Annotated in this window: 17 protein-coding genes and 5 tRNA genes; 1 reads left to right on the top strand and 21 read right to left on the bottom strand. The window is 32.4% G+C overall.

What is annotated here, in order from left to right; genetic code table 11:
• The first annotated feature begins 197 nt into the window (after nt 1-197).
• Nucleotides 198-1,262: a chorismate synthase gene (gene aroC, locus WG950_RS04545; RefSeq protein WP_340934416.1), complete on the top strand. Its 1,065-nt coding sequence runs from the start codon at nt 198-200 to the stop codon at nt 1,260-1,262.
• A gap of 35 nt (nt 1,263-1,297) precedes the next feature.
• Here aroC and WG950_RS04550 read toward each other — a convergent pair whose 3' ends face one another.
• The 21 genes from WG950_RS04550 to WG950_RS04650 form a co-directional block, all read right to left on the bottom strand.
• The gene (locus WG950_RS04550; RefSeq protein ID WP_077808831.1) at nt 1,298-1,609 is read right to left on the bottom strand and encodes a DUF3467 domain-containing protein; all 312 of its coding nucleotides are present in this window, start codon (nt 1,607-1,609) and stop codon (nt 1,298-1,300) included.
• A 112-nt stretch (nt 1,610-1,721) separates the two neighbouring features.
• Nucleotides 1,722-5,996 (bottom strand): DNA-directed RNA polymerase subunit beta', encoded by a 4,275-nt coding sequence (gene rpoC / locus WG950_RS04555; protein ID WP_340934419.1) that lies wholly within the window; start codon nt 5,994-5,996, stop codon nt 1,722-1,724.
• Between the two features lie 104 nt (nt 5,997-6,100).
• Nucleotides 6,101-9,910, bottom strand: a complete 3,810-nt coding sequence (rpoB, locus tag WG950_RS04560) for a DNA-directed RNA polymerase subunit beta (protein WP_079738433.1) — start codon at nt 9,908-9,910, stop codon at nt 6,101-6,103.
• 143 nt (nt 9,911-10,053) lie between these two features.
• On the bottom strand, nt 10,054-10,428 hold the full coding sequence (gene rplL / locus WG950_RS04565) for a 50S ribosomal protein L7/L12 (RefSeq protein WP_079738432.1): 375 nt from the start codon (nt 10,426-10,428) through the stop codon (nt 10,054-10,056).
• A 50-nt stretch (nt 10,429-10,478) separates the two neighbouring features.
• Nucleotides 10,479-10,997: a 50S ribosomal protein L10 gene (gene rplJ, locus WG950_RS04570; protein ID WP_077811321.1), complete on the bottom strand. Its 519-nt coding sequence runs from the start codon at nt 10,995-10,997 to the stop codon at nt 10,479-10,481.
• A 19-nt stretch (nt 10,998-11,016) separates the two neighbouring features.
• Nucleotides 11,017-11,706: a 50S ribosomal protein L1 gene (rplA, locus tag WG950_RS04575; RefSeq protein ID WP_077808827.1), complete on the bottom strand. Its 690-nt coding sequence runs from the start codon at nt 11,704-11,706 to the stop codon at nt 11,017-11,019.
• A 20-nt stretch (nt 11,707-11,726) separates the two neighbouring features.
• Nucleotides 11,727-12,164, bottom strand: coding sequence for a 50S ribosomal protein L11 (rplK, locus tag WG950_RS04580; protein ID WP_077808826.1), 438 nt, complete (start codon nt 12,162-12,164; stop codon nt 11,727-11,729).
• A gap of 70 nt (nt 12,165-12,234) precedes the next feature.
• A complete protein-coding gene (gene nusG, locus WG950_RS04585) occupies nt 12,235-12,786 on the bottom strand; it encodes a transcription termination/antitermination protein NusG (RefSeq protein ID WP_340934425.1) in 552 nt (183 codons plus the stop codon).
• A gap of 2 nt (nt 12,787-12,788) precedes the next feature.
• Nucleotides 12,789-12,986 carry a preprotein translocase subunit SecE gene (gene secE / locus WG950_RS04590; RefSeq protein WP_077808824.1) on the bottom strand — a complete coding sequence of 66 codons (198 nt, stop codon included), beginning with the start codon at nt 12,984-12,986 and terminating at the stop codon, nt 12,789-12,791.
• Nucleotides 12,987-13,004: 18 nt separating this feature from the next.
• Nucleotides 13,005-13,077 (bottom strand) — tRNA-Trp (locus WG950_RS04595).
• 82 nt (nt 13,078-13,159) lie between these two features.
• A complete protein-coding gene (tuf, locus tag WG950_RS04600; RefSeq protein ID WP_340934429.1) occupies nt 13,160-14,347 on the bottom strand; it encodes an elongation factor Tu in 1,188 nt (395 codons plus the stop codon).
• Nucleotides 14,348-14,407: 60 nt separating this feature from the next.
• Nucleotides 14,408-14,480, bottom strand: a tRNA-Thr gene (locus WG950_RS04605).
• A gap of 15 nt (nt 14,481-14,495) precedes the next feature.
• Nucleotides 14,496-14,568, bottom strand: a tRNA-Gly gene (locus WG950_RS04610).
• A 13-nt stretch (nt 14,569-14,581) separates the two neighbouring features.
• Nucleotides 14,582-14,663, bottom strand: a tRNA-Tyr gene (locus tag WG950_RS04615).
• Nucleotides 14,664-14,717: 54 nt separating this feature from the next.
• Nucleotides 14,718-14,791 (bottom strand) — tRNA-Thr (locus WG950_RS04620).
• A 104-nt stretch (nt 14,792-14,895) separates the two neighbouring features.
• Nucleotides 14,896-15,204, bottom strand: coding sequence for a ribosome hibernation-promoting factor, HPF/YfiA family (hpf, locus tag WG950_RS04625; RefSeq protein WP_340934431.1), 309 nt, complete (start codon nt 15,202-15,204; stop codon nt 14,896-14,898).
• A gap of 6 nt (nt 15,205-15,210) precedes the next feature.
• On the bottom strand, nt 15,211-16,098 hold the full coding sequence (locus tag WG950_RS04630) for a tyrosine-type recombinase/integrase (RefSeq protein ID WP_340934434.1): 888 nt from the start codon (nt 16,096-16,098) through the stop codon (nt 15,211-15,213).
• 96 nt (nt 16,099-16,194) lie between these two features.
• The gene (gene rpsU / locus WG950_RS04635; protein ID WP_026777225.1) at nt 16,195-16,392 is read right to left on the bottom strand and encodes a 30S ribosomal protein S21; all 198 of its coding nucleotides are present in this window, start codon (nt 16,390-16,392) and stop codon (nt 16,195-16,197) included.
• Nucleotides 16,393-16,608: 216 nt separating this feature from the next.
• Complete coding sequence (locus WG950_RS04640; RefSeq protein ID WP_340934437.1) at nt 16,609-17,775, bottom strand: acyl-CoA dehydrogenase family protein; 1,167 nt, start codon at nt 17,773-17,775, stop codon at nt 16,609-16,611.
• Between the two features lie 21 nt (nt 17,776-17,796).
• Entirely contained in the window at nt 17,797-18,681 is an 885-nt protein-coding gene (locus tag WG950_RS04645) for a ComEA family DNA-binding protein (RefSeq protein WP_340934439.1), read from the bottom strand.
• 9 nt (nt 18,682-18,690) lie between these two features.
• Nucleotides 18,691-20,283, bottom strand: a complete 1,593-nt coding sequence (locus WG950_RS04650) for an alanine/glycine:cation symporter family protein (protein ID WP_340934441.1) — start codon at nt 20,281-20,283, stop codon at nt 18,691-18,693.
• Nucleotides 20,284-20,321: the final 38 nt, after the last annotated feature.

Here is a 20,321-nt window from a genome sequence, read left to right on the forward strand (position 1 = left end):
ATAGAAAGGTTTTTTAATTCTGAAAAACAAAAATGAACTTTTTTTTAAAAAAATTTGAAAATAATATTTTTAATTCTCTATAACACTAATATTCAGACTATCACCAAAAAATAAAAATTATAGGTATCATTTAAAATATTACAAAAGATAATATCATCGAGAACACTTTATTATATTTGTAAATAAATACAAAAAAAATGGCATTTAATTCTTTTGGAAAATTATTAAAAGTAACCACTTACGGTGAATCTCACGGAACCGCTATTGGTGGTGTCATTGATGGTTTTCCTGCTGGGTTAAAAATTGATTTAGAAGCTATTCAAAATGAATTGAATAGACGTAAACCTGGTCAATCCAAAATTGTAACACAACGTAAAGAACCAGATACAGTAGAGTTTTTATCTGGTATATTCGAAGAAAAAACTACAGGTACTTCTATTGGTTTTATTATTAGAAATACCAATCAGAAATCTAAAGACTACAATCATAACACCAATGTTTATAGACCTTCACATGCAGATTACACGTATGATAAAAAATTTGGAGGTAGAGATTATAGAGGTGGTGGTAGAAGTTCTGCTAGAGAAACTGCCAATTGGGTTGTTGCTGGCGCTTTAGCAAAACAATTAATAGCATCTATGGAAATTAATGCTTTTACTTCTTCTGTAGGCGATATTTTTATTGATAAGCCTTATCAAGATTTAGATTTTTCTAAGACAGAAAACAATATTGTAAGATGTCCGGATGAAAGTTCTGCAGATAAAATGATTGCTAAAATTCAAGAAATAAGAAAAGCAGGAGATACTATTGGCGGTACTATTACATGTGTTGCACAAAATATACCTGTTGGCTTAGGTGAACCTATATTTAATAAATTACATGCAGAATTAGGCAAAGCAATGTTATCTATTAATGCTGTTAAAGGTTTTGAGTTTGGAAGTGGTTTTTGTGGTGCAAAAATGAAAGGATCTGAGCATAATGACATTTTTAATGCTGATGGATCTACTGAATCTAATCTTTCTGGAGGAATTCAAGGAGGTATTAGTAACGGAATGGATATTTACTTTAGAGTAGCTTTTAAACCTGTTGCTACGATAATGACAAATCAACAAACTATAAATTCTGATTATGAAGTAAGAGAGATAACTGGTAAAGGACGTCATGATCCTTGCGTAGTACCAAGAGCTGTACCTATTGTTGAGGCTATGACTGCTCTAGTATTAGCAGATTTTTGGTTATTAAACAAAACAAGAAAAATATAATAAAAAAAGCGAAACTTTAAAAAGTTTCGCTTTTTTTATGCTTCACCAGTTGGCCCAAAATTCATTGGAATTGGTGGTTGTTCATAATCTTTAATTTCACCGTTTTGTTGTTCAAACTTTCTAACATTTTCTGCCAATGCTTTAGAAAGTCTTTTTGCATGTTGCGGAGTTAAAATAATTCTAGACTTTACTTTGGCCTTTGGTACACCAGGCATTATATTAATAAAATCTACTATAAACTCTGAAACAGAATGATTAATTATAGCTAAATTAGAATATGTACCTTCAGCAATTTCTTGATCTAATTCTATATTTAATTGTCCGTCTTTATTTTGATTTTCTTCCATAATCTTGTTTATATATCAATTAATTTATAATAAAAAAAGTTGAATTGAATAATGTAAATAAGTTACAGTAAACAATTCAACTTTTAAAATATATTACTAATAAAAGCTATTATTAGAAACTTTGTTCTATTTCGTCTTTAGGACCAACTAGAATGTTTTCATAAGCTCTCATACCTGTACCTGCTGGTATTCTCTTACCTACAATTACGTTTTCTTTTAATCCTTCTAAAGTATCTACTTTACCGCTTACAGCCGCTTCATTTAATACTTTTGTAGTTTCCTGGAAAGAAGCTGCAGAAATAAATGATTTCGTCTGTAAAGATGCTCTTGTAATACCTTGTAAAACTTGTTCTGCTGTTGCTGGTCTCGCATCTCTAGCTTCAACTAAGTTCTGATCGTTTCTTCTTAATAAAGAATTCTCATCTCTTAATTGACGTGCAGAAATAATCTGTCCCGCTCTTAAATTTTCAGAATCTCCAGCATTTTCAACAACTTTCATTCCGTAAATTGCATCATTATCTTTGATAAAGTCAATTTTGTGAATTAATTGATTCTCTAAAAATAAAGTATCTCCAGAATCAATAATCTTAACTTTACGCATCATTTGACGTACAACTACTTCGAAATGCTTATCATTAATTTTTACACCTTGTAAACGATATACTTCTTGAATTTCGTTTACTAAGTATTCTTGAACTGCAGATGGTCCTTTAATTCTTAATATATCTGAAGGAGTTGTAGCTCCGTCTGATAATGGCATACCAGCTTTAATAAAGTCATTTTCTTGAACTAAAATTTGGTTAGAAAGTTTAACTAAATACTTACTAATATCTCCAGTTTTAGATTCAACAATAATTTCTCTATTACCACGCTTAATTTTACCGAAAGAAACAACACCGTCTATCTCTGATACTACTGATGGATTAGAAGGATTACGTGCTTCAAACAATTCTGTTACACGAGGTAAACCTCCTGTAATATCACCTGCTTTACCAGATTTTCTTGGTATTTTAACTAACGTATGTCCAGATTCTACCATCTGTCCATCATCAATCATTAAATGTGCACCTACTGGTAAACTATAAGAACGTAAAGCATTACCATCTTCATCTTCAATAATCAATGAAGCGATAATTTTCTTGTTCTTAGAATCGATCATTACCTTTTCTTGGAAACCAGTTTGCTCATCAACTTCAACAGAGTAATTAATACCTTGTTCTAAGTTATCAAACTTAACTCGTCCACTAAATTCAGAAACAATTACACCGTTAAATGGATCCCATTGTACAATTACATCACCTTTCTTAATAGTCTTTCTCTCTTTATCAAAGATGATAGATCCATAAGGTATAATGTTTGTACTTTGAGTAATTCCTGTTTTCTTATCTATAATTTTAATTTCTGCTGTTCTAGAAATTACAATGTCAACATCGTTACCTTCACTATCTTTACCAACAACAGTTCTTAAATCTTCAATAGTTACATTACCATCAAATTTAGCTATTAACTTATTGTCTTCAGAAATGTTACCTGCTACCCCACCAACGTGGAATGTACGTAACGTTAACTGTGTACCTGGTTCTCCAATAGATTGCGCTGCAATTACACCAACTGCTTCACCAATTTGAACTTTGTTAAGAGTAGATAAACTTTGACCATAACATTTTGCACAAATACCTTTTGTAGATTCACAAGATAAAGGAGATCTAACTTCTACACTATCTACACCAGACTCTTCAACTGCTTTTGCTAATTGATAAGTAATAGGTTGGTTAGCTTCTAAAAGTAAGTCTTCTGTTATTGGATGATAAACGTTGTTTAAAGAAATACGTCCTTCAATTCTATCTGATAAAGATTCTACAATCTCATCATTCTTCTTTAATGGAGCAACTTCTAAACCTCTTAATGTACCACAATCTTCTTCGTTGATAATAACATCTTGAGAAACATCTACCAATCTACGTGTTAAATAACCCGCATCGGCTGTTTTTAATGCTGTATCGGCAAGACCTTTACGCGCACCGTGAGTAGAAATGAAGTATTCTAAAATTGATAAACCTTCCTTAAAGTTAGAAAGAATTGGATTTTCAATAATTTCTCCACCTCCTGCAGTAGATTTTTTAGGTTTTGCCATTAATCCACGCATACCTGTTAACTGACGAATCTGTTCTTTAGAACCCCTTGCCCCAGAATCAAGCATCATGTATACCGAGTTGAAACCTTGTTGATCTTCACGTAAACGTTTCATAGATAACTCAGTTAAATCGTTATTTGTTCTTCCCCAAATATCAATTACCTGGTTGTAACGCTCTTTCTGCGTTAACATACCCATATTATAGTTACCTACAATTGCTTCTACTTCTTTGTTTGCTGCATCAATCATTCCTTGCTTTTCTGCAGGAATAATGATATCTCCTAATGAGAATGATAAACCACCTTGGAAAGCAAATTTATATCCCATATTTTTAATATTATCTAAGAATTCTCCAGTAGTAGGAATATTAGTAGCTTTTAAAATACCACCAATAATTCCACGTAAATTTTTCTTAGTTAATACTTCATTAATATAACCTGCAGCCGGAGGAACAACTTCATTAAATAAAACTCTACCAACAGTAGTTTTAATAATTCTAGTTACTTGTTCTCCATTTTCATCTATATCTTGAGTTCTTACTTTAATACCAGCATTTAAATCAACTTTTTCTTCGTTAAAAGCAATAGTTACTTCTTCTGGAGAATAAAAAGTTAATCCTTCACCTTTAATAGGTACTTCTGGAGTAGAAACTCTTTCTTTTGTCATATAATATAAACCAAGAACCATATCCTGAGAAGGTACAGTTACTGGCGCACCATTTGCAGGGTTTAAGATATTATGAGAAGCCAACATTAATAATTGTGCTTCTAAAATAGCTTCTGGTCCTAATGGTAAGTGAACAGCCATTTGATCCCCATCAAAATCGGCATTAAATGCAGAACATGCTAAAGGATGTAATTGTATTGCTTTTCCTTCAATTAATTTTGGTTGAAAAGCTTGAATACCTAATCTGTGTAGCGTTGGAGCCCTGTTTAATAATACTGGATGCCCTTTAATTACATTTTCTAAAATATCCCAAACAACTGGTTCTTTTCTATCTATAATTTTCTTTGCAGATTTTACAGTCTTAACAATACCTCTTTCAATTAATTTTCTAATTACAAAAGGCTTGTAAAGTTCTGCTGCCATATCTTTTGGCAATCCACATTCAGATAATTTCATTTCTGGTCCAACAACAATTACAGAACGTGCAGAATAATCAACACGCTTTCCTAATAAATTCTGACGGAAACGTCCTTGTTTACCTTTTAATGAATCTGATAAAGATTTTAAAGGTCTGTTAGATTCTGTTTTTACTGCAGAAGATTTACGTGTGTTATCAAATAAAGAATCTACAGATTCTTGTAACATACGTTTTTCATTACGTAAAATAACTTCAGGAGCTTTTATCTCAACTAACCTTTTTAAACGGTTGTTTCTAATAATAACTCTTCTATATAAATCATTTAAATCTGAAGTAGCAAAACGACCTCCATCTAATGGAACTAAAGGTCTTAATTCTGGTGGAATTACCGGAACCGCCTTCATAATCATCCACTCAGGATTATTTTCTCTATTTTTTTGAGAATCTCTAAATGCCTCAACAACATTTAAACGCTTTAATGCTTCTGTTTTACGTTGTTTAGAAGTTTCTGTGTTTGCTTTATGTCTTAAATCGAAAGATAATTGCTCTAAATCGATTCTTGCCAATAAGTCAATTAAACACTCAGCACCCATTTTAGCAATAAACTTGTTTGGGTCTGAATCTTCTAAATATTGATTATCTTGAGGTAATTCATCAGCAATATCTAAGTATTCTTCTTCTGTTAAGAAATCCATTTTTTGTAATGGTTCTCCTTCTACATTTTTAGCAATACCTGGCTGAATTACTACGTATCTCTCGTAGTAAATAATCATATCTAACTTTTTAGAAGGTAAACCTAAAAGGTAACCCATTTTGTTAGGTAATGATCTAAAGTACCAAATATGAGCAACAGGAACCACCAAATTAATGTGTCCTACTCTATCTCTACGTACCTTCTTTTCTGTTACTTCTACACCACATCTATCACAAACGATACCTTTGTAGCGAATTCTTTTGTACTTTCCACAAGCACATTCATAATCCTTTACAGGACCAAAAATACGCTCACAAAATAAACCATCTCTTTCTGGTTTGTGCGTACGGTAATTTATTGTTTCTGGTTTTAAAACTTCACCTTTAGAAATTTCTAAAATAGCTTCTGGTGATGATAAACCAATTGAGATTTTATTAAACTTTTTTACAGTGTACTTCTCTTGTTTTCTTGCCATGTTGATGGATTCGAATTAAAATTGTAAAAATGGCCTCAATGAGACTTATAAATAAATGATTATAAGAAGTAGATTAAAAAACCTACTTCTTACATCAATTTTTGTTATTCTTCTAATCTAACGTCTAAACCTAAACCTTTAAGTTCGTGCATTAATACGTTAAATGATTCTGGTAAACCAGGTTCTGGCATAGTTTCACCTTTCACAATACTTTCGTATGTTTTAGCTCTACCCATAACATCATCAGATTTTACTGTTAAGATTTCTCTTAAGATACTTGATGCACCATATGCTTCAAGGGCCCAAACTTCCATCTCTCCAAAACGTTGACCACCAAACTGAGCTTTACCTCCTAATGGCTGTTGTGTAATTAATGAGTATGGTCCTATAGAACGAGCATGCATTTTATCTTCAATCATATGACCTAATTTAATCATATAAATGATACCAACCGTTGCTGGTTGATCAAAACGTTTACCTGTTCCTCCATCATATAAATATGTGTGCCCAAATCTTGGTACGCCAGCTTCATCTGTAATACCGTTAATTTGCTCTAAAGATGCTCCATCAAAAATAGGTGTTGCATATTTAGTGTTTAATTTTTGACCTGCCCAACCAAGAACAGTTTCATAAATTTGACCAATATTCATACGAGATGGTACACCTAATGGATTTAATACGATATCTACTGGAGTTCCGTCTTCTAAGAAAGGCATATCTTCTGCTCTAACTATACGTGCAACAATACCTTTGTTACCGTGACGTCCTGCCATTTTATCACCAACTTTAAGCTTACGTTTCTTAGCAATGTAAACCTTAGCTAATTTTAAAATACCTGCTGGTAATTCATCTCCAACTGAAATTGTAAACTTTTGACGACGTAATGATCCTTGTAAATCATTTACTTTAATCTTGTAGTTGTGAACTAGTTCACCTACTAATTTATTTAAGTCGCTATCTGTTGTCCAAGAACCAGTTAAATGCACATAATCATCAACAGAGTTTAACATTTTAAGAGTATATTTTTTACCTTTTGGTAAAACTTCTTCTCCTAAATCATTAAATACTCCTTGAGAAGTTTTACCACTAATTAAAGTAAATAATTTCTCGATTAATTCGTCTTTTAAACCTTCAAATTTAGAAACAAAAGATTGCTCTAAAGTAGCTACCGCTTCTTTATCTCTAATTCTCTTATTTTTATCTTTTAAGGCTCTTCTAAATAATTTTTTATCAATTACTACACCTCTTAGTGATGGAGAAGCTTTTAATGATGCATCTTTAACATCACCAGCTTTATCACCAAAAATAGCACGTAATAATTTTTCTTCTGGAGTAGGATCAGATTCTCCTTTTGGTGTAATCTTACCAATTAAGATATCACCAGGATTAACTTCTGCACCTATTCTAATCATTCCGTTTTCATCTAAATCTTTTGTAGCTTCTTCAGAAACGTTAGGAATATCATTAGTTAACTCTTCGGTACCTAATTTTGTATCTCTAACATCTAAAGAATACTCATCAATATGAATAGATGTAAATATATCTTCTCGAACAACTTTTTCTGAAATTACAATTGCATCCTCAAAGTTATACCCTTTCCAAGGCATAAAGGCTACTTTCATATTTCTACCTAAAGCTAATTCTCCTTTTTGAGTTGCATAACCTTCACAAAGAACTTGTCCTTCTTCAACTCTATCACCTCTTTCTACAATTGGTTTTAGGTTAATGTTAGTTCCTTGATTCGTTTTTCTAAACTTAATTAAGTTGTAAGAAACTTCATCAGAATCAAAACTAACAAGTTTTTCTTCTTCTGTTCTATCATACTTAATTGTAATTTTATTAGCATCAACATAAATTACTTCACCTGCTCCTTCCGCATTAATTAAAATACGAGAATCTTTTGCAACTCTGCGCTCTAAACCAGTACCAACAATTGGAGATTCTGGTCTTAACAACGGTACAGCTTGACGCATCATGTTAGATCCCATTAAGGCTCTGTTCGCATCATCATGTTCTAAGAATGGTATTAAAGATGCAGATATCGATGCAATTTGATTAGGAGCAACATCCATATAGTCAATTACATCTGGTGTAACAACAGGGAAATCTCCTTCTTCACGAGCAATAACTCTATCTAAAACAATACTACCATCTTCTTTAAGTTCTAAATTAGATTGAGCAATTTTCTTACCTTCTTCTTCTTCGGCACTTAAATAAGTTGGCTCTTCTTTAGCAACAACACCATTATCTACTTTTCTATAAGGCGTTTCGATAAAACCTAAATTATTCACTTTTGCAAATACAGAAAGTGAAGAAATTAAACCAATGTTTGGCCCTTCTGGTGTTTCAATAGGACATAGACGTCCATAATGTGTATAATGAACATCACGAACCTCAAAACCTGCTCTTTCTCTTGATAAACCACCTGGCCCAAGTGCAGATAATCTACGCTTATGAGTGATCTCTGCTAACGGATTCGTTTGATCCATAAATTGAGATAATTGGTTTGTACCGAAGAAAGAATTAATTACAGATGATAAAGTCTTAGCATTAATTAAATCGATTGGTGTAAACACCTCGTTATCACGCACATTCATACGCTCACGAATTGTTCTTGCCATACGAGCTAAACCAACACCAAATTGACCAGCTAATTGCTCTCCTACGGTTCTTACACGTCTGTTAGATAAGTGATCAATATCATCTACTTCTGCCTTAGAATTGATTAATTCAATTAAATATTTTATTATAGTAATAATATCTAATTTAGTTAATACTTTTTGATCTATAGGCTCATTTAACTGAAGTTTGGTGTTCATTCTAAAACGACCTACTTCACCTAAATTATATCTTTGTTCAGAAAAGAATAATTTATCTATAATACCTCTTGCAGTCTCCTCATCTGGCGGTTCTGCATTACGTAATTGTCTATAAATATGTTCTACTGCTTCTTTTTCAGAATTTGTAGGATCTTTCTGTAACGTATTATGTATAATTGCATAATCTGCCATGTCGTTATCTTCTTTATGAAGTAAAACGGTTTTAGCACCTGCATCTATAATTTCGTCTATATGTTCTTTATCTAAAATTGTATCACGATCAAAAATAATTTCGTTTCTTTCGATAGATACTACTTCACCAGTATCTTCATCTACGAAATCTTCATGCCAAGTTTTTAAAACTCTAGCAGCCAATTTACGACCTAATACTTTTTTTAATCCAGCTTTAGAAACTTTTACTTCTTCTGCAAGGTCAAAAATTTCTAATATATCTTTATCTCTTTCAAAACCTATGGCTCTGAATAATGTTGTTACTGGTAATTTTTTCTTTCTATCAATGTAAGCATACATTACTTGATTGATATCGGTAGCAAATTCTATCCAAGATCCCTTAAAAGGAATAACTCTTGCAGAATATAATTTTGTACCATTTGCGTGGAAAGATTGTCCAAAGAACACACCTGGTGATCTATGTAACTGAGAAACTACCACACGCTCTGCTCCATTTATTACAAAGGTACCAGAGTTTGTCATATAAGGTATTGTACCAAGATAAACATCTTGTACAATTGTTTCGAAATCTTCGTGTTCTGGATCTGTACAGTAAAGTTTTAAACGTGCTTTTAAAGGCACACTGTGCGTAAGACCTCTTTCGATACATTCTTGAATAGAATATCTTGGTGGATCTACGAAGTAGTCTAGAAATTCTAATACGAATTGATTTCTTGTATCTGTTATTGGAAAGTTATCCATGAAGGTTTTGTACAAACCTTCTTCACCTCTTTCTTCTGCTTTCGTTTGAAGTTGGAAAAAATCTTGGAAAGATTTTACCTGAATATCCAAGAAATCTGGATATTCTTTAATCATTTGAGAAGTTGCGAAGTTGATTCTTTCAGTAGTGTTTTTCGTTGCCAAAAGAGTATATTTTTTTGATTAAAATCTGAATTAAAATAAAGAACGAATATATACACAAAATGGTTTAGGTCTAGAGACAAGTGTCCCTAGTACCTAAACCTAAATTTGTTTTCCCGTTACGTTTACACGTCGGGAGTAATAGCTTACTTAAGCTCTACCTCAGCTCCAGCTTCTTCTAAAGATGCTTTAAGACCTTCAGCCTCATCTTTAGATACACCTTCTTTTACTGCTGCTGGTGCGCTATCTACGATACCTTTAGCTTCTTTTAATCCTAAACCAGTTAATTCTTTAACTAATTTAACAACTGCTAATTTAGAACCTCCTGCTGCTGTTAAAATAACATCAAATTCAGTTTGCTCATCAGCTGCTTCTGCTCCACCTGCTGCTGGACCTGCTACTGCTACTGCTGCTGCTGCTGGCTCGATACCATACTCATCTTTTAAAATAGTAGCTAATTCATTAACTTCTTTTACTGTTAAGTTAACTAATTGCTCTGCGAAATCTTTTAATTCTGCCATTTTAATTGTTTTTAAAAATTTTGTTTATTATAGTTTATTTGTGCGCGTAATTATTTTTCAGATAATGTCTTAATAATACCTGAAAGTGTTTGTCCACCTGACTGTAATGCTGAAACAACATTCTTAGCAGGAGACTGTAATAATCCAATGATTTCTCCAATTAATTCTTCTCTAGATTTAATATCTACTAAAGCATCTAATTGATCATCTCCAATATAAATAGATTCTTCTGCAAATGCACCTTTTAATAAAGGTCTATCTTTAGATTTCTTTCTAAATTCTTTGATTAATTTCGCAGGTGCATTTGCAGCCTCAGAAATCATCATTGAAGTATTTCCTTTTAATACTGTTGGTAAGTCTCCAAAATCTTTATCTGAAGCTTCCATTGCTTTTGCAAGTAATGTATTTTTAACAACCGATAACTGAACTCCTGCTTTAAAACAAGCTCTTCTTAAATTAGATGTTGTTTGTGCATCTAATCCAGATATATCTGCTAAATATAAAGTGTTTGTATCTGCTAATACTGCTGTTAAATCTTGTATTACTTGTGATTTCTCTTCTCTAGTCATAATTATAAGTTTTAACGTATTAAACAGTTTTAACTTCAACAGCTATACTAGGACTCATCGTACTAGACATGAAAACGCTTTTTACATACGTTCCTTTTGCTGTTGTAGGTTTCAATTTAATAATTGTTTGTATTAACTCGTTTGCATTCTCTTCAATCTTCTTAGCATCAAAAGATACTTTTCCAATTGCAGCATGTACAATACCAGTTTTATCTACTTTAAAGTCTATTTTACCAGCTTTAACATCTTGAACGGCTTTTGCAACATCCATAGTAACAGTACCAGTCTTTGGGTTCGGCATTAATCCTCTTGGACCTAATACTCTACCTAAAGGACCTAATTTCCCCATTACACTTGGCATCGTGATGATAACATCAACGTCTGTCCAACCACCTTTAATCTTTTGAAGATATTCATCTAACCCTACATAATCTGCACCTGCTGCTGTAGCTTCTGCTTCTTTATCTGGAGTTACTAATGCTAAAACTTTAACATCTTTTCCTGTTCCGTGAGGTAATGTAACAACACCACGAACCATTTGATTAGCTTTACGTGGATCTACTCCTAAACGAATTGCTAAATCTACTGATGCATCAAACTTTACATTAGTAATGTCTTTGACTAGAGCTGAAGCTGCTGCTAAATCATAAGATTTAGAGCTATCTACTTTTGCGTAAGCTTCTTTTTGCTTTTTTGTTAATTTTGCCATTTTACTACTTTTTATAAAGTTTATGCTGGTGCATCACCTTTTACTGTTAATCCCATAGAACGTGCTGTACCTGCAATCATACGCATTGCTGAAGAAACTTCAAAGGCATTTAAATCTACCATCTTATCTTCTGCAATTGTTTTAATTTGATCCCAAGTAACTGATGCTACTTTCTTTCTGTTTGGTTCACCTGAACCCTTTTTAATTTTGGCCGCTTCTAGTAACTGAACTGCTGCAGGAGGAGTTTTTACAACAAAATCAAACGATTTGTCTTTGAAAACAGTAATAACAACAGGTAACACTTTACCTTGTTTGTCTTGCGTTCTTGCATTAAACTGTTTACAGAACTCCATAATGTTAACACCAGCAGCACCTAAAGCGGGTCCGACCGGCGGCGATGGATTCGCTGCGCCTCCCCTTACTTGTAACTTAACTACTTTACTAACTTCTTTTGCCATTTTAAAAATGTTTAATGATTTATTTTAAGTTGGAAGCCAAAAAACAAATCGATATATATTTGTGTAACAATTATATCTTTTCTACTTGCATATAACTTAATTCTAATGGTGTTTTCCTTCCGAATATTTTCACCATTACCTCAAGCTTACGCTTTTCTTCGTTTACTTTTTCAATAGTACCATCAAAACCATTAAATGGCCCGTCAACTACTTTTATTGTTTCTCCGACATTAAATGGAATTGCAACATTCTCATCTCTTACAGATAATTCATCTACTTTACCTAACATTCTGTTCACTTCAGATTTACGCATAGGTACAGGTTCACCTCCTTTTGTTTCACCTAAAAAACCAATTACACCTGTAATTGCTTTAATAACGTGAGGGACTTCACCAGATAAATTAGCTTCTACCATAATGTAACCAGGAAAATAAACTCTTTCTCTATTTATTTTCTTACCATTACGTACTTGTACAACTTTCTCTGTAGGCACTATTACTTGGCTTACATAATCAGATAAGCCTACCCTAGAGATTTCTGTCTCTATGTAAGCTTTTACCTTATTCTCTTGTCCACCAATGGCTCTAACAACATACCATTTCATTACTGAATCAGTCGCCATCTCTAATTAGATTTAAACATTGTGAAAAAGTTATCCAAACCTGTTTGAAAAACATAGTCTATACCTGCTACAGCTAAAGCGAACAAAATAGTGAACACCGCTACTGTTACTGTTGTCTTTTGAGCATCTTCTTTAGAGATCCAAGTCATGTGATTACTTAGTTCATCAAAAGAATCTTTAATATATTGTATAAACTTCATTCTAATTGTATGTTTTTGCACGGATTGAGAGACTCGAACTCCCGACACCTGGTTTTGGAGACCAGTGCTCTACCAACTGAGCTAAACCCGTTTATTATTTCATTTATAAAGGCATCCCGATAAAACCGGGACACCCTTTTAAATTTATACTTAATAAATCAATATATAAAATATTAATCTAATAATTCAGTTACCTGACCTGCACCTACAGTTCTACCACCTTCACGGATAGCGAAACGTAAACCAACATTTAATGCGATTGGCTGAATTAAATCTACAGTAATTGTTAAGTTATCTCCTGGCATTACCATTTCAACACCATCAGGTAAGTTAATTGTACCTGTAACATCCGTAGTTCTTACATAGAATTGTGGACGGTAATTGTTATGAAATGGAGTATGACGACCACCTTCTTCCTTCTTTAAAACATAAACTTCTGCTTTAAATTTAGCGTGTGGTGTTACAGAACCTGGCTTACAGATTACCATACCTCTTTTAATATCTTCTTTAGCAATACCTCTTAATAAGATACCTGCATTATCTCCAGCCTCACCTCTATCTAAGATTTGACGGAACATTTCAATACCAGTAATAGTAGAAGTCATTTTTTCAGCTCCCATACCGATAATATCTACAACATCTCCAGTGTTAGCAATACCAGTCTCAATACGACCAGTTGCAACTGTACCACGACCTGTAATAGAGAATACATCTTCAACAGGCATTAAGAAATCTTTATCAACCTCTCTTAATGGCTCTTCAATCCAAGCATCAACTTCTCTCATCAATTCAAGAACAGTATCAACCCATTTTTGCTCACCATTTAAAGCTCCTAAAGCTGAACCTGAAACTACAGGACCATTATCTCCATCATATTCATAGAAAGATAATAATTCTCTAACTTCCATATCAACTAATTCTAAAAGCTCTTCATCATCAACCATATCAACTTTGTTTAAGAAAACAACGATACGAGGAATCCCTACCTGACGACCTAATAAGATATGCTCTCTAGTCTGTGGCATTGGTCCATCTGTTGCAGCAACAACTAAAATAGCTCCATCCATTTGAGCAGCACCCGTTACCATGTTCTTAACATAATCGGCGTGACCTGGACAATCTACGTGTGCATAGTGACGCTTTTCAGTTTGGTACTCTACGTGAGAAGTGTTAATTGTAATACCTCTTTCTTTTTCTTCCGGAGCATTATCAATCTGATCAAAAGATCTAGCCTCAGAGAATCCTGCATCAGCTAATACTTTAGTAATAGCCGCAGTTAAAGTTGTTTTACCGTGATCTACGTGTCCGATAGTACCAATGTTTAAGTGTGGTTTCGAACGGTCAAAAGTTCCTTTTGCCATAATTATTAATTTTAATTCTTAGTTTAAATATATTTAGTGTCTAATAATACATAAAAAATGAGCCAGCGATGGGATTTGAACCCACGACCTCATCCCTACCAAGGATGCGCTCTACCAACTGAGCTACACCGGCTTGTTGATATTTTAGAGCGAAAGACCGGGTTCGAACCGGCGACATTCAGCTTGGAAGGCTGACGCTCTACCAACTGAGCTACTTTCGCAAATTGTAAATTGTGGGGAGAGCAGGATTCGAACCTGCGAAGACATAGTCAACGGAGTTACAGTCCGTCCTCGTTGGCCGCTTGAGTATCTCCCCGATAATTTACTATTTTAATGAACTTTTAAATTACAAATGCAATTTAATTTACTGAGCCAATGGAGGGACTCGAACCCACGACCTGCTGATTACAAATCAGCTGCTCTAGCCAGCTGAGCTACATCGGCTTTCGTTGTTTAAAAACAACACGCTATTTCTAACGGTTTGCAAATGTATAAAGTTTTTTCAATTTCCAAAACTTTTTTTTAAGTTTTTTTGTTTTTTTTTCGTTTTACGAAATCATAGAATCTCTTAACTTCTCTTTTGATCTTTTTAATTGTCTCTTTAAATTATCAACTGCAGCATTCACTCCTTCTTCAAAAGTTTTCGTTTCTCTTTTTACAATCAACTCGCTACCAGGTATATTAATTTTTATTTCTGTTATTTTATTTTCTTTATCACTTGTGTTTTGAACTTTTAAAAACACTTCTGCATCAACTATCTTATCATGAAATTTTGACAATGTTAAAACCTTAGTTTCTACAAACATTATTAATTGACTATCTGCATTAAAATTTACTGATTGCGTGAATACTTTCATACCTTATCATTTTTTGTTGCTTCTAGGGTGAGCATTGTTATACACTTTTTTTATTGCTTCTAAACTATTACTAGCATAGATTTGAGTAGAGGCTAAAGATGTATGCCCTAGCAATTCTTTAACCGAATTTAAGTCTGCCCCTTCATTTAAAAGATGTGTTGCAAAAGAATGCCTTAATATATGCGGACTCTTTTTTACCTTTGATGAGACTTCACTAAAGTAAGAATTTATAATTCTGTAAACAAGTGTTTCATATAATTTATTTCCTTTTGAAGTAATTAACAAATATTCTGAAACAAAACCTTCTTTATTTCTCTCTTGTAAATACTTTTTTATTGAAATTAGCACAGAGGGAAGTATTGGCACATAACGTTCTTTATTCCTTTTACCCAAGACTTTTATAGTATTGTTTATAGAATTTATATCTTGTAATTTTATGTTGATTAACTCCGCTCTTCTAATTCCCGTAGAGTACAATAGCTCTACCAACAACTTGTTTCGAAGAGTTTCAAAACTATCATCACTTTCAAGAGAACTTATAACAGCATTCACTTCTTTTACAGTAAAAGGAACCTGAACTTTCTTTTTGATTTTTAAAGCTCTATGTATTGCTAACGGATTACTATCTAACTGACCTGTTTTCTGTAAAAATTTATAAAATGATTTTAATGAACTAATTTTTCTGTTTATAGAATTATTTGATACATCAGAATTAACTAAACTTACAATCCAACTTCTAATTAAAGGATATTTCACCTCTAACAAATCATCTAATTCAAATTCTGATAAACAAAATTCATTGAAAGCAGTTAAATCTGTTTTGTATGCAATTATAGTATGCTTAGAATATTTTTTTTCTAAGGATAAATAATCTAAAAAAGAATTGATTAACATTATTGATTTTTAATAATCAAATTTAGTGTTTTTAAAGCAAAAAAAATCTCGCACTAAAATTAGTACGAGATTTATTATTTTAAGAATACGTTAGATTTATCCAACTTCTTCTTGTGTTCTTAATCTTTGAACGTAAGAAGCTTTTATTCTTTGAGCTCTTTTCGCTACAGATGGCTTTGTAAAGTTTTTTCTGTTACGTAAGTTCTTCATCGTCTTTGTACGATCGAATTTTCTTTTATAACGCTTTAACGCTCTATCTATATTTTCTCCTTCTTTAATAGGTATAATTAACATAAGTTAGCACCTCCCTTCATAGTATCTTTATATTTTGAATAGCACAATGGCTATTTGGTTTATTTTTTGGTTTGCAAATGTAGTTACAAATTATGAAATAACAATTACTAAATTAAATTTATTTTAAATAGTCTATTTACTCTAATTTTCAATAGTTTAAAACAGGTTTTTAAATAATCATTATACAGTCAAAAAATAATAAAATATAAAAATGTACTAGGTAGCTGGTTTATATTCTTTATTATCGATTACCATTTTTGCTATAATCTCTTTTAGTATTTCTGAAGTTCCTCCTCCTATCGGTCCTAATCTACTATCTCTTAACAACCTTGCCATAGGATATTCTTCCATATAACCATAACCTCCTAAAAGTTGTAAAGCATCATAAATTACCTCATCTGCTATCTTTGTAGATAATAATTTAGACATACTTGCTTCTTTAACAACATAAGCTCCTAAATCTAATCTTTTAGTTATCGAGTAATTATACTCTCTACACATATCTACTTTACTAGACATTTCTGCTATTTTATGTCTTAAAGCTTGAAATTTATCTAAAGACTTGCCAAAAGCAACTCTTTCTTGCATGTAATTAATTGCATAATCTACTGCGAATTCTGCTCTTGCGTGTGCATTTACACCCATTATCAATCTTTCTAAAGCAAAATGTTGCATGATATAAGGAAAGCCTTTTCCTTCTTCTCCCATTAAGTTTTCAACAGGAATTTCTACATTATCAAAAGCAATTTCTCCGGTATCTGAAGCTCTCCAACCAAGTTTATCTAATTTCGTTGCAGAAATACCTTTTGCTTCTCTATCGACAACAAAAATGCTAATCCCTTTATATTTATCCGAAGGATCTGTTTTAGCCGCAACTATTAAATAATCTGAATAAACTCCGTTAGTTATAAAAGTTTTAGATCCGTTTAAAATATACTTATCACCTTTTTTAATAGCTGTAGATCTCATACCCGCAACATCACTTCCGCCAAAAGGCTCTGTAATACAAAGACAACCAATTTTATCCCCTTCTACACTCGGCACAAGATATTTTTGTTTGATAAATTCTGTACCTTCCTTATTAAGGTGTGTCATTGCTAAAAATTCATGCGCCCACATTGCTGCTGCAAAACCACCTGAATTAACCTTTTGCAATTCTTCTAAAAAAATTACGGTGTAGAATAAATCTAAATCTAAACCTCCGTACTCTTCTGGTGTACACAAGCCGAAATATCCCATTTCGCCAAATTTTTTCCAAATAAATCTGTCTATGGTTCCTGTTTTTTCCCATTTATCAATATGAGGAACTACTTCCTTCTGTAAAAAATCTTTAAAACTTGCACGAAAAGCGTCGTGTTCTTCAGTAAAGTACATACTGTTCATCTGGTAAGAATTTTGAGTTGTTTATTTAGCTACCAAATATAAGACTATTCTGTCATACAAATCTAACGGAAAACCACTGATATTTTTTAATTGTGAAATATTTTGCAATTCAGCCACCTCATCTCTGTACTCAAATATCTTTTTACATAATTCATAATCTACGTACGGAGTTTTAAGAATTTCCTTAAAAGAAGCTGTATTTACATTGATTTTTTGAATATATGGTAATTCTATAAGTTTAAAGGTTTGTTTAATTTTAACCAAAACTTCTGGCTTAACACCCCATATTTCGTCTAGTTGACTAAACATAGAAAATCCTTGTAATTTAGAACGATACTTAATAATTCTGGCTGAAATTTTATCTCCAACTCCTTCAATTGTTTTAAAATCTTCTAAAGTTGCTTTATTAATATCTGTTGTCGATGGAGTTTTATTCTTTTTTTTAGAATATTTAACAATAATAGAATTAGATGTACTTGTTTTTTGTTGAGTAACCCAGTCAGGGAACTTAAAATACGGAGCAATTCTATTTAAAAGTGAATCTGAAACATTTGTAACTTTCTGAAACTCTTCTTTAGAATTCACAAATTGATTTCGCTTTCTGTAAGCAAGTAATTTGTCTATTTCATTTATAGACATTCCTAATTGAGCACCTTTATAATCCGTGATATAGTTCGGATTAAAAGGATATAACTTAGGCTTTCTTGATTCTAAAGCAATTAATTTTAAACTATCTATCTTCTTATAAAAGGCTAAAGTTCGAGCATTATCAATTATTGATACATCTTTACTTGAGTCTTTATAAAAGAAAATTAAACCTTGGAATAAAGCTATAATTATAACCAATAAAAAAATCCCATTTCTTTGGTTTTTATTATACCAGAAATGGGATTTGAATATGTTCATTTGTACTTTTTATGCTTTGTTTGTTTTAATAGCACTCATATACTTCTTTAATTCTACTTTAACCTTAGGCGCTAAAAGAATTAAACCTATCATGTTTGGAACCATCATTGCAAATACCATTGCATCAGAGAAACCAATTACAGAACCTAAACTAGCTGCCGCACCTATTACAACAAAAATACAGAAAATAACTTTGTAAGTATATTCCATCTTTTTTGATCTTCCGAATAAATAAGACCAACCTTGAAAACCATAATAAGACCAAGAAATCATAGAACTAAATGCAAATAAAACTACTGCAACTGTTAACACGTATGGAAACCAAGAAATAGCTGACTCAAAAGCTCCTGAAGTTAATAAAATTGCTTGCGCATCATTTAAAGATGCATTTTCTGCAGTTACATTACCTGTAATAATTAATACTAAAGCTGTCATTGTACAAACTACCACAGTATCAATAAATGGCTCTAATAAAGCAACCATTCCTTCACTTGCTGCATATTTAGTTTTTACTGCTGAATGCGCAATAGAAGCAGAACCAATACCTGCTTCATTAGAAAATGCTGCCCTTCTAAAACCTTGAATCATTACACCAATTGCACCACCAGCAATTCCTTCTGGACTAAAAGCTCCATTAAAAATTTGTAAGAAAGCATCACCAATCATATCATAATTTGCAAAAATCACAAACAATGCTGCACCCACATAAATTGCAACCATAAAAGGAACAATTTTATCTGTAACCTTAGCAATTTTCTTAATTCCACCGATAATTACAATACCAACTAAGATAGCCATAACCAAACCGAACAACCAACCTTTACCTGCTAAAACAGACTCTGAACCACCTGTAATATTTTGAACTAATTGAAAAGCTTGATTTACCTGAAACATGTTTCCTCCTCCAAAAGAACCACCAATAACAAAAATTGCAAATAAAGCTGCTAAAATCTTACCTAGCGTTTTATTTTTTAATCCTTTTGTTAAGTAATACATTGGCCCTCCGTAAACAGTACCATCTGCTTCGATATCTCTATATTTTACACCTAAAGTACATTCTACGAATTTAGACGCCATTCCTAAGAAACCAGCAACTATCATCCAGAATGTTGCACCTGCACCACCAATTGAAACAGCAATTGCAACACCTGCAATATTTCCTAAACCTACAGTTGCAGAAAGCGCTGCTGTTAATGCTTGAAAATGCGAAACCTCACCTTCATGCCCCTCTACTCTAATTGTATCTGGATTATCACCTTCTTCTGTTGTTGAAACAGTATTTGAAACTTCAATAGCTTTATTTTCGCCTTTACCTTCTAAACCGTCATATTTTCCTCTAACAATATTTATTGAAGTAAAGAAACCTCTAAAATTGATGAAGTTAAAATAAACTGTAAAATATAAAGCCCCTAATATTAAAGGGAACAAAACCCAATAAATACTAATAGTATCTGTAAAAGGAATTTGATAAAAAATAAAATCTACAAACCATCCTGTTGCATTACCAAATGCTTCATCAATTTGTTGATCTAAACCTTTTTCTTGAGCAAATGTAAAAAAGGGTGTTGCTAACATTAGCAACGAAAGAAGTTTTTTATTCATAATAGAAATTTGATTAATTTAAATTTAGTGACCCGCAA

Origin of the sequence: Polaribacter marinaquae (assembly GCF_038019025.1) — a bacterium.
GTDB lineage: Bacteria > Bacteroidota > Bacteroidia > Flavobacteriales > Flavobacteriaceae > Polaribacter > Polaribacter marinaquae.